The following is a 13,987-nucleotide window of genomic DNA, read 5'->3' as shown; positions in this document are numbered from 1 at the left end:
CTTAAGTTGATGGATGTGGGGTAGCGTCACATGCCCATCAAGCTAAGAAAAGCTAATACCCCATGCCCATCAAGCTACCCCCATAACGAAATTTTTACCTTTGTACAGTTATTTATGAGAATTCAGCTCATTTTTTTCGTTTTTATTGTTTTGGGATAACCCGTTCTTTTTAACTTGATGGCGATGTGGCTGTCCCCCTATTTCGCCAAATGAATTAATTTGTTATGTTTTTCTATCATGATATTTATTATAATATCTATAGGAGTGATAAATTATGAATTTTAAAAAAATAAAGATAATTCTTGGGGTCTTATTACTACTGATTCTTTCTACATTCTTAATGACGAAAGAGTCAAAAATTAAAGATTTTCCTGTGTTTATTTTTTCTAACCATGTTGAAGATGATAATCCAGCAGATTATCAATATACTTTTGGTTATTTACCTTTAATGTCTATAAGAGTTAAAGGGTGGAAAAAAATACAAGAAGAAGGAGCTACTACTGTATTTGAAAAAGAAAATAGAAAAGTTATTGTTATAAAGCTTCCTGGCGAAGACAATTTTTACTTATATGAACCAAAAAATAAACATTAATCAAAAAANNTTTTTTGATTAATGTTTATTAAGACCTAATTTGTTAGTTTTAAGATAATCCATTGCGAATCGCCATTATAATCTTTATCTATATTTCCATAATCTTCATTTTTTCTATCGCCACTATGTTGACTAATATAAATAGTTCTTTTAGAAGTGTTTTTACCTGTAACCATTAGAGAATGCCACTTCCTACCACCACCAGCATATTGGTATTGTATTACATCCCCCGGTGAAGAGCCATAATACACTTGCATAGGACTCCATGTTTTTGTTACCATGGTTGAACGTGGTGCCCAATAAGAATAAAACATTTCAACATTAATCCATGACGAACTTACTCTATAAGTAGGAACACTTGATTCAAATCTTCGACTAAACCAACCACCATCAGTTACATATCGAGATGAAGTACTAATTTCTCCAGGTAAATTCATCATCATTCCACCTGCATAAAGTGCTTGTGAAACGAAGTTTGTGCAATCTCCGCCACTACCACTTCTATCATCGTAGGCACCATTTCTTGATATAGCCCATTTTAAAGCATAGTTAACAGCTGCGTTTGGGTTATAATAATAATAAGCACGTTGAACCGTTGGAGATTCCTTTGTTTCTGGAGATTTTTGAATCATTTTTTCTTCTACAATGTCTACTGAATCTTCTTTATCTGTTTCTTCTTTTATGTCTTTAATTGTTTTATTTGCTACATGACCCATACTAAAGATAGCGTTTTCATTTCCTTCTGTACTTTTGGCTACTGATGGGCTTTTTGGTAAAGATTGTCCTTTGTTTCTTTCATGTAAATATTCAGCAGCATATGTTAATATTTTTGTGTATTTAGGGTGTCGTGCTAGTTTTTCATCTTTATGCTCTAAAAGTTGATCAATTAAGTACATTTCATATTCTTGGGTGCCAACTTTATATGTTATTCCATTTTCTTTAAAGTATTTTAATAAAGCTTGCTCTAATTCACCTAATGTTGTATTATCGAATGAATTTTCTACCCAATAACCATTTACATCAAATTCATATGTTTTATTATCAATAAAGTACCATTTATTAGTGTATAACCCTGCATCGCCAAAGTCATAGAAAACATGTTTATTATTTAGAACTTGCCATCCGTACTTTTTAACTTGCTGTCCAGATGTATTAAATTCATACCATTTTCTTTTCTTGTCTACGTATTTCCAACCTTTTACCATTGTACCATCGTAATCAAGGTAGTAAGTTTGTCCATTTAATGTTAACCAGCCTTTATGCATAGCACCTGAACTATTGAAATAATACCATGCTCCTTCGATAGACTGCCAACCTGTCCGCATAGCACCTAGGCTACCATCAGAAATAGGATTTAAATAGTACCAATTCCCTTCAATTTGTTGCCAACCTGTTTGCATTGTCCCTGATGAGTGGAAATAATACCATGTCTCATTAATTTGTTGCCATCCCGTTTGCATTGCTCCAGAAGCATTGAAATAATACCATGCTCCTTGAAGTGATTGCCAACCTGTTTGCATAACTCCATCCTTGTAATAATACCACTTTCCATCTACTTCCTTCCAACCTGTGGTAGTAGCATACTGTGCTGTTTTTTCGGATGGAATAATATCACTTGATTCTGCACGGGATATTCCTGGTGAAATAAAGCAACATACTCCGATTGCTAATATTAAAGATTTTTTAATACTCAATACCTTGCTCCTCCTTTTTTGAAATTCAATCCAAATGTTATATTCGATTAAACAAATACAACCTTATAATATCTTAACATTTCTAAATAATCAAACTATTTCAACGTTTCGCAAACATAATAATACATCCACCATATCTTTATATAAAAAACCAGGTTATGAGATTGCGGGAATATAAAAAGCATCTTGCATTATTAATGGGAATTTAGTTGATAGTTATTACATGTCTAAGATTTTGAAATGTAACTAAAACGAAAAAAACGTTATCCTTTTTGTAGTAATACATAGAAAGGATGACGTTTTTTTACACCTGAGGGGGTTAATATACCTTAAGTTGATGGATGTGTGGTGCTACCCCAATATTTGTTATAAAAATATGTCTCCGATCACAAAGGTTTTAATCAGTAAGATCGCCTTTACCTCAGACCGGGACGGTAACGATGAAATCTACGTCATGAATGCAAATGGAATCAATCAGACTCGTCTTACCAACAATACAGCGAATAACTTTCAACCTGCCTGGTCTACATTTATTCGTCCATAAAACATCACATTTACAATCATTCCTTCACTGTTTAAAAAAGATGATTTCGATTTCTTATTTAGTGAAAATAAACAAACTGTCTCTTCTAGGCAGCCTGTTTTAATGAGATGTTATGTAAATAAGTATTATATAAGATATTCATCACTTTCTTCCCCATAAGTCATGGTAGTATGGAATTAAAAAGAAAGAGGTTGTATATGAAAATTCGATATACTAATGAGATTCCCAACCATGATGATCTATTTAAACTGTATGATTATGAGGGATGGAACGACTTTTTGAATTTATCTAAAGAAACTTTACATCAAGCAATGGTCCAAAGCTGGTATGTTATTAGTGCATATAATCAGGATCAATTAATTGGTACAGGGCGAATAATTTCAGATGGATTAATCAATGCTTATCTTTGTGGCTTAGTTGTTCATCCGAAATTTCGAAATCAAGGAATTGGAAGCGAAATAGTTCAACAGTTAGTGAACAAAAGTAATGAAGAGAATTTACATATTCAGTTGTTTTCTGAAGAGAAAAATGCCCCTTATTATGAGAAGCTTGGTTTTAAGGTATTTACTGTCGGAATGAAAGCTAAAAAAACAAATTTATAGTTAATCAGAAGGAGTAAAGTTTTAATTTAACGGTACTTCAACAGAAGTCCTCTTCCTCAAGCACGTGCAGGACATAGCCCAGTGGTAGGGAGGGGGCATTCACAAAATGAAGGAGAGAGATTATGAAATTTGTTCTTATATTTGGACCTCAAGCGGTTGGTAAAATGACAGTTGGACAAGAACTAGCAAAAATAACGGATTTGAAACTTTTTCATAATCATATGACGATTGATTTGGTTAATAATTTCTTCGACTACGGCACTAAAGAAGGAAAGAGATTAGTCAGTTTGTTTCGTCAAGAAATATTTGAAGAAGTATCAAAGAGCGATTTGTATGGAATGATTTTTACTTACGTTTGGGCATTTAATATGAAAGATGACTGGGATTATGTTAATCAAGTTTCTCAGTTGTTCGAGTCTAGAGGAGGTACTGTTTACTTTGTAGAGCTTGAGGCTGATTTGGAAGAAAGACTTGAGCGGAATAAAAGTTCTAATAGACTTGAACATAAACCATCAAAAAGGGATATTGAATGGTCTGAAGGTAATTTGAAAAAGTCGATGGAGAAATACAGATTGAATTCTTTAGAGGGTGAAATTAAATATTCAAACTATACGAAAATAAACAATACAAACTTGAGTGCGGAAGAAGTGGCAAAGATAATCAAGAAAAAACTCCAATTATAGTATAGAAAAAACGCTTGGATGCCCAAGCGTTTTTTTGTGTTAAATTTACTGCTAATTTAGTTGTTATTTTATAGGGGTACTGACGGTAAAACGCGGATTTTATTCGCTAAGAAATTTATAAAGATTTCAGATGAGTCTTAGCATCTTCAATAATCTTAAAAACTTCCATTTTTAAGAGATTAATAGTAAGACTATTCTTACTATTAATCTCTTATTTATGTTAATATTATAGAAAATGATACCAAAAAAAGGAAAGGGGGGTATATATGATTATTATCCAAGCAATAATAAAATTTATATTTAAGATTGTTGGCCTTTTATTAATAATTTTAGGACAAGGTTTAGTATTAGTTGCAGTAATTTCGGGATTTTTAATGAATATTCTTACTGCAATTTTCTTTTTTGGGGCAATTGTAACGAGTTTTTCGGATCTGGCTTTAGGACACAAAATCGGTTTTTGGGTTATGGCTATAATTGTGGGGGCAATTACAACTAATATTCAAACACTACCTCAACAATTAGTAAATACAGGAACATATTTAATGGATTATGAATTTTAATTATCCATTTCAAGATATAGGGATACCTAAATAGAATATTTGCGATAAACTATATATTTATTTTAGATATCCTATTGATATCTTTTTTATATGTTTTCCAACTTTTTAGGTGTTACTCATTTTCTTCATTTTGCCGTCAGTCCCCCATGCTTATTGATGGAGGGATAGATTTTCAGCGCTATGGTTGGGGATTGGATTGTCCAGGCGAGGAATTGCCGTTAGATGAGTATATTGATTTTAGTTATTCGGTTTATGAAAATGAGGAATACAAGTAATGAACACACAATTTTAGCAGCAAAATTGGTAAATCAATAATAAAATGAAAGCTTAGTATGTAAAGAGATAGAAAGCTGAATATATAGGGGAAACAAGACCGTTCGCTAATTTGGATGGTCTTTTTGTCATAGAAAATGACGATTCCTATAAATTGGATGGATATGAGAGGTTAACCAAAATATGGTTGACAATTAGAGATTACATTTGTAATATCGACTTATGGACTACAGATGTAATCCCAAGGAGGAACTGTAAACAATGAAAGAATTACCTAAAATATCGGAAGCTGAGTTAGAAGTGATGAAAGTTCTTTGGGGAAACTCACCTCAAACGGCGAATGAAGTGATTGAGGAGTTAGAAAAAAAGATGGATTGGAAGCCAAAAACGATTCGAACGCTTATTAATCGGTTAGTTCAAAAAGAAGCTGTTTCTTACCATCAGGAAAAAGGGCGTATGTATGCGTATTATCCGTTAGTTTCACAAGATAGCTATTTACAAGTCGAAACAAAATCTTTTCTGAAACGTTTCTATGGTGCGGCACTGAAACCGTTACTTGTAAATTTCTTAAAAGAAGAGAAGCTATCTTCAGAAGACATCAACGAGCTGAAACGCATTCTGGATGAGAAAACAGAAGAAAATCAGCGGAAGAATAAATTGTGATGATGGATCTGTTTATAAATATATATCTGCCTCGTTTGTTTGATTGGGTGATAGAAACGTCCATTATGGCAAGTATTGTAGTTGGCTTCATTTTATGTGTCAAAATCGTATTGAGAAACAAATTGACCCCAAGGTGGCAGTATGTATTATGGATGGTATTAATTGTGAGGCTTGTGTTACCGTGGTCGCCAGATAGTTCCTATAGTATTTATTCTATTCTTTCGTATAACAGTGGAACCGAGGCTATTTTTCATCAAAAAGAATCTATGAACGAGAATGTGGTTGTAGATGATACGAATGTGTCTGGAAACGAAAATAATTACGCACCTAGTTTCATAAAAATAGCTGAGGAAAATGAAATAGGGAAGCAGCAAAATAAAAATGAGGCGACATTTTCATTTTATACAATCTTTTTATACATATGGTTAGCCGGGGTTATCATTTTAGGGATTGCGACGGTTGTTATGAATAGACGCTTGCATCGATACATGAAAAAACAGCCTGCTATTACGGATGAACGGATTGTCAAAATCTTTGAAGACTGTAAAAAATCTATGTCTGTTCAGCAGAATATTCCATTACTGTTAGCTGGGAAAATTTCAAGCCCAACAGTGTTCGGTTTTTTTCATCCAATGGTGTTACTATCAAGTGCTCATATGAAAGTATTAGATGAACAACAACTGAAGTATGTTTTTTATCATGAATTAGCTCATATAAAACGAAGAGATGTCGGAGTCAATTGGCTCATGCATAGCTTACTCATTCTAAATTGGTTTAACCCAATTCTTTGGTATGCCTATTCGTGTATGCGCGAAGATCAAGAATTGGCGTGTGATGCATTCGCTTTAACATTTATAGATTCCGAGGAACAAATCGCATACGGTCATACGATTATTACGCTCTTAGAACATTATGCAAGTTATTATCAAACACCTAGCTTAGCGAATTTAAGTCGAAATAAACGGACGTTGAAAAGGAGAATCCGTATGATTAAGAACTTTCAAAAGAAATCATATCGCTTATCGGCACTTGGAGTCATCGTAGTAATTGCTGTGTCTTCTGTATCGCTATTAAATGCGCGCGCAGATGTACCAACTAAACAAAAGAAAGAGCAAACCGTAATAGAAAAGAAAGAGCAACCTGGAGTTCTCATTGAGAAAAGTGTAGAAAGAACGATTGGTACGAAGGAACAGGCACTTGCAGAATTGAAGATTCCAGAAAGTCAGTATGAAAAAATGATGGATGAAACAGCAGCGGCTAAAAAGTATTTAACAAAAGACGAATTTGATACATATATCACGTTGCAAGGAGAATGGTATGCTCTTCAAAAGAAAGCAATTGCTTTAGGAGGGGATCCGGAACGGCTAAGTGCAGAAGAACAAAACAAAATAGAAAAAATAGCAGAAGAATTAGGGCCACTTTGGGAGAAGGTGAGGAAACATTTCATCTTTACAAAAGAAGAAGCGCAAAAAATAGTGGATTTTCCAATTGAAAAACCAACTTATGTAGCAGAAGGCTATCAACTAACAAAAGAAAGAGTTGATACAGAGGTTACAATTGGAAAACCGATCCCTATTATCAATTCAGAATATAGAGGAGAAGAGTTTGGGTATACGATTTACCAATCGGCTGTTTTAGAAAAAGGAAAAGACCCATTTTACTTTTGGATCAATGATAACGACAAAATGGAAAATTACGAGTTAGAAGGAACAAAGGTCACTTTTGCGAAAATGACAGGAAGCAATGTAAAAGCAATGAAGATGATTGTTCCTGCAACAGGCAAACAGAGTGCCTACCAAATTGTCATTGTTGATGATGTTTTAAATAAGGCTGAGTTAGAGAAGATTATGCTTTCTATGTTGAAGTAATGATGAGAGTTGCATTTTTTCTTTTAACATATACAGGTATACAAAAAGAAGCAACGTCAAAAAACGTTGCTTCTTTTCCTCTATTAAGCAGACTCTCTCTGAACTCTCTCAAGCAAACTCGCCAATATGTGCGTGCGATAAGATTCTAGTTTTTTCCCTTCATAAGTACGGATACCTAATTTTTTTAATTCTTTTACATACCAACCTTTGCTTCCGAAATACATATAATCGCTCCCCTTCAATTTGTTTTTTTATGTGTTCTGATCGTAATGGAGGTACGGGAAATAGATGAAGGAAATGAATTTCGTGTGAAAATGGTTAACTTCGGTGCAAAAGACATATATACTAAAGGTAGTATATAACGAGGTGGGCACGACGTGATTATAGAGAAGCACGAAATTCAAATTGACCAAATTACGAGCGGAAAGGTGAATATATTTACTTTCTATCGAAATAGAAAGCAAATTGACGATCCGTTTTTAAAATTGCAAGAGCCATCGCTTACAGCAAACTACTATTTCCATTTTCATTTGGATGCAGAAAGCTTGAGTCTTCTGCAGGAAGAGTTTCCTAGCGTATATCCGTACGACGGGAATGGAAGCATTCACGACTGGACGGAGAAGATGAAACAAGAGTTAACGCGCCAAATTCAAACAAAGCAGTGGAATAAGCGCGTGCGTATTGGTAACCGGATTCTAGATGTAGTATTTACGTGGTGTGATGAAGAGATAGAATGAAAAAGAAGCGGATAACGCTTCTTTTTTTAGCGCTGGAATAAAACGAGTTTTCCTGCGGAAGATGTGCAACGATGTGTTTTTTCGTACAATTCTTTTTCTTGTAAAATGGATGTTCCTTTTGATTTCGCTTCTGCTTCTGTTGCCGCCTCAAATGATTCGTCTAGCACTTTTGAACCATCTTTTTCAAAGACTGTTAGAACGTATACTCCCATGAAAATTCCCCTCCAAAGATTAAAATCAGAATCTTATAACTATTTTGTCATAAATCGCTAAAATATGCAAAGAAATATGTGACATGATTGGTAATAAGTAAAAGAGCTTTTGTATGTATCCCGCATTAACGGGCAGTAATACTTTCACCTCAAGATTCGGCGGGTGCAAAGAAGTTAGGTAGGAGATAAACTGCCCGTAAAAGCCCGATTGGTGAGGGCTGAGAATCAGTGGGGGATGAAGAACCCCCCACTGATTAAAGTTTCACTTTATGGGGATCCATATCCGGTTGCGATTATCGTACATGGTGGTTTTATAAAGTATGTGTGAAGCCCCTCTATACATTCATGGAAAATAAATAACCTGAGTCCGATATTGTATCAGGCTCAGGTTATTTCGAGATATGTTTTTCCATTAAAGGCTTTTGTCTACAAACTGTATTTCTCTTTGCAATTTTATAAATGAACGGTACATGCCAATTCTCCAAGAGACGATCATCGCAAAAGCGAGTAAGAAGAACATACCGCTTAATTGTCCTAAATCAATTGATTGACTTAAATATGATTTAAAAGCAATGCGGACGACAAGTAAACCGACTAAAATAACGATAAATGCTTTAGAAGGTATTAAATAGATGTCTTTTCCGCGTATTTCAAATTTTGACGTTTTAATAAGAAAAATAGAGAAAAATAAACCAACGATAACTGCTTCTAAAATTTCTGGTGTTGTTAATCGAAATTCTGGTAAGAAGTACATGGAAGCTCCCGTGCTCATAAAAATTGGTGGGAGTATAATTTTTTTAAGTGTGACTGGTTTCTTTGCTGATTTTAAGCGGAGAAACATCATTCCAACAGCCATACAAAGAGCAATAATACTTGATAGAACAGCTAAGTTCATATTTGACACCCTCTTATCCTTTGTATGATTTCTTTAATAGAATCATAAACCAAACGAGGCTAACGCCGATGATAGAATGAGACATTCCTGCCATATGACTTAATCCTTTCAAATCAGTTCCATTGATTTGAAGAAGTCCGCGGGCCGCCAGTGAAGAAACCGTTAAAATCAATCCTATATTATAGACGATAAACCACATGTTAAAACCTTTTGCTTCATGGAATGCAAATGATTTTGATAAGGCGAAAGCGATTAAAAAGAATAAAAATCCAAGAACTAGTACATGTGTGTGCAAAAGGTTCAGAAGAGTAGTGCCTTGAATTCCTTGTGCTTTTGCATATTCTCTTGCGAATATACCTGATAGTAAACCGATAATTAAATATGTGAACGATGCGTTGTATAACTTTTTCATCATATACCTCCTAAGGTGACTTTAACAATGGTGATTTTTGGATTATTTAAAAGCTATTTGTCATTCCGTATATGAGTCCAGAAATATATGGAATGAGCCAAATGAACCATACGATAACACTTAATGTGTGGAACGTTGTCATCATTTTTGTATCTTTTTTTAGTAACACAATTGTTGCCCAAACAGCATGGAATAGCATAAGTAAAATTGCCGATAAGCCCGTTATTCCGTGGAAACTGAATAGAGATCCTGCTTCTGCCATTCTTTCCATTAATGTAGTGCCGATCGTATCACATGCGAGCCCAAGCCAAAAAATAACGACATGCCAAGGTTTTAATGTTTTTTGGAATTTTTCACTCCATACGCCGATTGTATAAAAAATGAGTGCAGCTGTAATAAAGGTAATAGCGGATGCTAACATGTTCATCATTCCTTTCTAACAGTCATTTGCTTTATATAAAGCATGTTACATGAGAATTATGAATAGAATATGAACGCAATATTACATGCGAAATTCGCAGGATTATCCCATTTAAATTTAATTATGTAAAATGTGCTGTTAATAAAAGAAAACTTTCTTATCCCCCTAGTCAAATAGAAGAATAAGAAAGTTTCTTAAAGATAACTATGATTGTACACTTGTTTTTACACTTCGTTTTCTCGTAGTAATTTTCCATCGCGAAGTGTTAAAATTCGATCACATACGTCCAGCATTTTTTCATCGTGTGTAATCATAATCGCTGCTTTTTTATTTTTCTTCACTTCATCTTTCATTAATTCAACTACTTCTCTAGCACGTTTTGAGTCAAGACTAGCAGTAGGTTCATCGGCTAAAATTAAATCTGGATTATTCATAAATGCACGAGCGATGGCTACACGTTGTTTTTCACCACCTGAAAGTTGGTGTGGATAATGATTCATACGATGTGATAATCCAAAAGTTTTCAATAATTGTTCTGCAAATTTGCCAGCTTCTTTTTTATCTTTTCCTTTTAACTTAGCGATATATAAGAGTTGCTCTTTCACTGTTAAGAAAGGTACGAGGTTTGCGAATTGGAAGATAAATCCGATTTTCCGCAAACGAATATCGGTCATTTCTTTTTCTGATAAACTTGTTATATTTTGACCAGAAACATAAATATTTCCTTTTGAAGGAGATAACAATGCACCTGCAATGGAAAGTAATGTACTTTTCCCAGAGCCAGATGGACCAACAATACCGATAAATTCGCCTTCTTTTACATCTAATGTAATGGGGTGCAGAGCAGTTACTTCTGTTTCTCCTTCTCCATATACTTTACTTACTTGATCCAATGTTAATAATGACGACATTACATGCCACCTCCGATTGCTTCTAATGCATCTACTTTCAATACTTGATATAGAGAAATTAGTGTCCCAAGTATACTAATTACGATGAAAATACCAGCATATTGCAAGATTGTTGTTGTTGTTAATAAGAATGGCATACTAGCTGGTAAAACAGCTTGGACAGCAAAGATTAAACCAATACCGATGATAAGAGCAACACCAGATAAGAATATAGACTGGATAACTAAAGTATTTGCTAAATACGAATTTTTCGTTCCGATCGCTTTTAATACACCTAACTGCTGCGTTTTTTGTAATGTAATGACATAGAAGAAAACGCCAATTAATAATGCTGAAATGACAAGTAAAAACGCAATAATCATCGTTAATGTTCCTTGTTCTTCTTTATAACCTGGAATACTTTGTAGAACTTCTTTTTTATCAACAACTGTTGCATTGTCGATTTTTTTATCAGTATTTAGAGCGATTACACTGTAATCTTTTTGATGTGGCAGTGCAATACTGTCCCATACATTTTCATTCATATAAACAACAGGTGAATGACTAAACATTTGATTTTGTGTAAATCCGACAACTTTGAAAGCTTTTTGTGAAATAGGGTCTACTAGTTCATCTCCAAGTTTGATCCCTTTTTCTTTTATAGATTCATCAGCAACGATTTCATTATTTTCTAACGCACCGTTTTTTCCTTCAATTACTTTTGGGGCAATAAATGAATCTTGTTTACTTGAGAAAATCGCAACATCAACTTTATTTGAACTTCCTTCTTGTTCGAATGTATCCATTTTAATATGCATTGGAACTGCATCTTTTGCATCAACCTGTGCCAATACTTTATCTACATCTTCTTGCTTAATTTGGGAGCGTAATAATTTTCCCTCTGCATCATCTGATAATATAAATTTGTCTGCTTTCATTTCAATAATAGACGAAGCATTATCATGCGATAAACCATTTGCTAGACCTGATATGATAAGTACAAGAAATGATAATAACATCATGATTGTACCAATTAATCCGTACCGTAATTTCGATTGTTTTAATTCTTTAAGTGCTAAAAACATTAGGTTCATTCCTCCTCGTTTCATTTCATGTTCTTATCATAAAGAAGAAATATGAACGGAATATGAACAACAAGTTACAAAAGACGAATCTACAGTTCATATATAAATATGTTGCAAAAAAAGAAGATAGCTCCTTATTGTATAAAGGGAGTTATCTTCTTTTAGATTGCTGTATATTGATGGAAATGTTGTTCCTTGTTTGAAGTAGGTATTTTTAATTTTGCGTATGAATCGTTCCTTTTTGTTGTTTCTGAAGGTAAATAGAAAAAGTCGTTCCTTTTCCAAGTTCACTATCCACTGTGATTGCTCCGCTATGAAGGTCAATGATTTTTTTTACAATAGAAAGACCTAATCCACTTCCATTTACATTTCTGTTTCGAGCCGTATCAACTTTATGAAAGCGATCAAATATTTTTTTTATTTCATTTTCAGGTATACCAATACCCATATCAGTAATCGAAATGCGCCATTCTGTTTCCAGCTCTTCTGCTTCAAAGGCTATCGTTCCGCCGCTCTCTGTAAATTTGATACTATTGGTAAATAGATTCATCCATACTTGATAGAGCAAGTTTTCGTCTCCGTAAATTTGTATGTTGGGAACATCCATTTCAACTGCAAGCTCTTTCTTTCTCCATTCCCATTCAAGCATAAAGATAATATCTTTTATTTGCTTCCCAAGGTCAAAGGATCGTTTACGTAAAGTAAGATCTTCTTTATCAAGTGATGCAAGTAGTAATAATTGTTTGCACAAACTGGACATGCGTCGACTTTCTGATTCGATGATTTCTAGGTAATGTGTTTGCTCAGATTTCGTTAAATTATTCGTTTGTAATGTTTTTGAAAACCCTTGAATAGATGATAATGGTGACTGAAATTCATGTGAAACATTCGAAACAAATTCTTGTCGCATCTGCTCTGAATTTCGTAATTTTTTAGCCATTTTACGAAAGTGAGTTGCAAGTGTTCCAATCTCATCTCGGCGATTTTCTGGTAGTGCTAAATCATAGTTTCCACTTGCAATCTCTTTTGTCGCATGTGTAAATCTTTGAATAGGACGAACGACAAATCGGGTAGCTACCGCAATGCAAATTAGACTGATTATGATAATTAACCCTAATAAAACAGCATAGAAAAGACGTAATTCTCCAAATTGCTGTTGAATATCCGGGCGAATAAAGAGCGCGTACACTTTATCGTTATTTTTAATAGGAATTCCTATACTATTCAAAAGCGTATTGTCAAAAAAGCCAGTAGCAAATAAACGATTTGGATATGTTAAAATCCCATTGTATATATTTCCGTTTAATACATGTTCAATCGTTTCTTCGCTAATATTCATTGTCTTGAAATCATCACCGTATCGCTTACCTTGTTTTTTATCGTCTACTACGTAAACTTCAAAGCCAAGGTTAGAAATAGACTGTAAATAATCATCTTTATTTTGTTCTGTATTTTTCTCGTATAAATGTTTTACTTCTTGGGCATATTTTAAAATTTTCTCACTGTTATATGGTTTTAAGTAAACATGATAATATACATTTGTAAGTAAAAATGCCAATATACTACTAACCAACATAATAAAAACTGATATGATAACAAATCTAGAATATAATGAGTGCATATTTTTTCACCTCTAATTTCTAGAATAAGAGATGTTTATGAACAGAAGATGAACATGTTATTACAACATCCCGTTTGATAAATCATTAGGTATAAAAGTCGGAATTTTACAACTATTAAGTTGTGAAATGAGCAATTATCAAAAGAAATATGTAATATATCGTGCTAAAATAAAGTGAAACTTATATATATCCGACTTGATTTTCGAGAACCTAAGTCGCGGTTATGAAAACAAA

The 13,987-nt window shown here is 33.8% G+C and carries 16 protein-coding genes; 7 read left to right on the top strand and 9 right to left on the bottom strand.

Annotation, left to right across the window (positions count from 1 at the left end):
* The first annotated feature begins 274 nt into the window (after positions 1–274).
* On the top strand, positions 275–592 hold the full coding sequence (locus tag CN373_RS02970; protein WP_098358803.1) for a hypothetical protein: 318 nt from the start codon (positions 275–277) through the stop codon (positions 590–592).
* 35 nt (positions 593–627) lie between these two features.
* Here the strand turns inward: CN373_RS02970 and CN373_RS25455 are convergent, their stop codons facing one another.
* A complete protein-coding gene (locus tag CN373_RS25455; protein ID WP_000023458.1) occupies positions 628–2,286 on the bottom strand; it encodes an amidase domain-containing protein in 1,659 nt (552 codons plus the stop codon).
* 741 nt (positions 2,287–3,027) lie between these two features.
* Here CN373_RS25455 and CN373_RS02955 point away from each other — a divergent pair.
* From CN373_RS02955 to CN373_RS02935, 5 genes are all read left to right on the top strand, one after another.
* Entirely contained in the window at positions 3,028–3,432 is a 405-nt protein-coding gene (locus tag CN373_RS02955) for a GNAT family N-acetyltransferase (protein WP_000702798.1), read from the top strand.
* A 122-nt stretch (positions 3,433–3,554) separates the two neighbouring features.
* Positions 3,555–4,115 carry an AAA family ATPase gene (locus tag CN373_RS02950; protein WP_098358802.1) on the top strand — a complete coding sequence of 187 codons (561 nt, stop codon included), beginning with the start codon at positions 3,555–3,557 and terminating at the stop codon, positions 4,113–4,115.
* A 266-nt stretch (positions 4,116–4,381) separates the two neighbouring features.
* A complete protein-coding gene (locus CN373_RS02945; protein ID WP_000584104.1) occupies positions 4,382–4,675 on the top strand; it encodes a hypothetical protein in 294 nt (97 codons plus the stop codon).
* Between the two features lie 534 nt (positions 4,676–5,209).
* On the top strand, positions 5,210–5,611 hold the full coding sequence (locus CN373_RS02940) for a BlaI/MecI/CopY family transcriptional regulator (RefSeq protein WP_000661421.1): 402 nt from the start codon (positions 5,210–5,212) through the stop codon (positions 5,609–5,611).
* Positions 5,611–7,479 (top strand): M56 family metallopeptidase, encoded by a 1,869-nt coding sequence (locus CN373_RS02935; protein ID WP_098358801.1) that lies wholly within the window; start codon positions 5,611–5,613, stop codon positions 7,477–7,479. The genes CN373_RS02940 and CN373_RS02935 overlap by 1 nt, the downstream gene beginning before the upstream one ends.
* Positions 7,480–7,562: 83 nt before the next feature.
* Here the strand turns inward: CN373_RS02935 and CN373_RS02930 are convergent, their stop codons facing one another.
* Positions 7,563–7,703, bottom strand: coding sequence for a YflJ family protein (locus CN373_RS02930; protein WP_000273534.1), 141 nt, complete (start codon positions 7,701–7,703; stop codon positions 7,563–7,565).
* Between the two features lie 153 nt (positions 7,704–7,856).
* Here CN373_RS02930 and CN373_RS02925 point away from each other — a divergent pair, with 153 nt between their 5' ends.
* Entirely contained in the window at positions 7,857–8,216 is a 360-nt protein-coding gene (locus tag CN373_RS02925) for a hypothetical protein (protein WP_098358800.1), read from the top strand.
* 26 nt (positions 8,217–8,242) lie between these two features.
* On the opposite strand, the gene CN373_RS02920 is transcribed toward CN373_RS02925, so the two are convergent.
* The 7 genes from CN373_RS02920 to CN373_RS02890 form a co-directional block, all read right to left on the bottom strand.
* Positions 8,243–8,428: a YhzD family protein gene (locus CN373_RS02920; RefSeq protein WP_000539559.1), complete on the bottom strand. Its 186-nt coding sequence runs from the start codon at positions 8,426–8,428 to the stop codon at positions 8,243–8,245.
* A 412-nt stretch (positions 8,429–8,840) separates the two neighbouring features.
* Positions 8,841–9,323: a CcdC family protein gene (locus tag CN373_RS02915; protein ID WP_001046762.1), complete on the bottom strand. Its 483-nt coding sequence runs from the start codon at positions 9,321–9,323 to the stop codon at positions 8,841–8,843.
* A 13-nt stretch (positions 9,324–9,336) separates the two neighbouring features.
* Positions 9,337–9,735, bottom strand: a complete 399-nt coding sequence (locus tag CN373_RS02910) for a DUF2871 domain-containing protein (RefSeq protein WP_098358799.1) — start codon at positions 9,733–9,735, stop codon at positions 9,337–9,339.
* Positions 9,736–9,781: 46 nt separating this feature from the next.
* Complete coding sequence (locus CN373_RS02905) at positions 9,782–10,156, bottom strand: HsmA family protein (protein WP_098358798.1); 375 nt, start codon at positions 10,154–10,156, stop codon at positions 9,782–9,784.
* A 224-nt stretch (positions 10,157–10,380) separates the two neighbouring features.
* The gene (locus CN373_RS02900; RefSeq protein WP_098358797.1) at positions 10,381–11,067 is read right to left on the bottom strand and encodes an ABC transporter ATP-binding protein; all 687 of its coding nucleotides are present in this window, start codon (positions 11,065–11,067) and stop codon (positions 10,381–10,383) included.
* Complete coding sequence (locus CN373_RS02895) at positions 11,067–12,131, bottom strand: ABC transporter permease (RefSeq protein ID WP_000477724.1); 1,065 nt, start codon at positions 12,129–12,131, stop codon at positions 11,067–11,069. The genes CN373_RS02900 and CN373_RS02895 overlap by 1 nt, the downstream gene beginning before the upstream one ends.
* Before the next feature lie 214 nt (positions 12,132–12,345).
* Complete coding sequence (locus CN373_RS02890; protein WP_000555953.1) at positions 12,346–13,752, bottom strand: sensor histidine kinase; 1,407 nt, start codon at positions 13,750–13,752, stop codon at positions 12,346–12,348.
* Positions 13,753–13,987: the final 235 nt, after the last annotated feature.

This window comes from Bacillus cereus (assembly GCF_002561295.1).
Classification (GTDB): domain Bacteria; phylum Bacillota; class Bacilli; order Bacillales; family Bacillaceae_G; genus Bacillus_A; species Bacillus_A cereus_S.
This window is presented reverse-complemented; position numbering and strand designations above follow the sequence as displayed.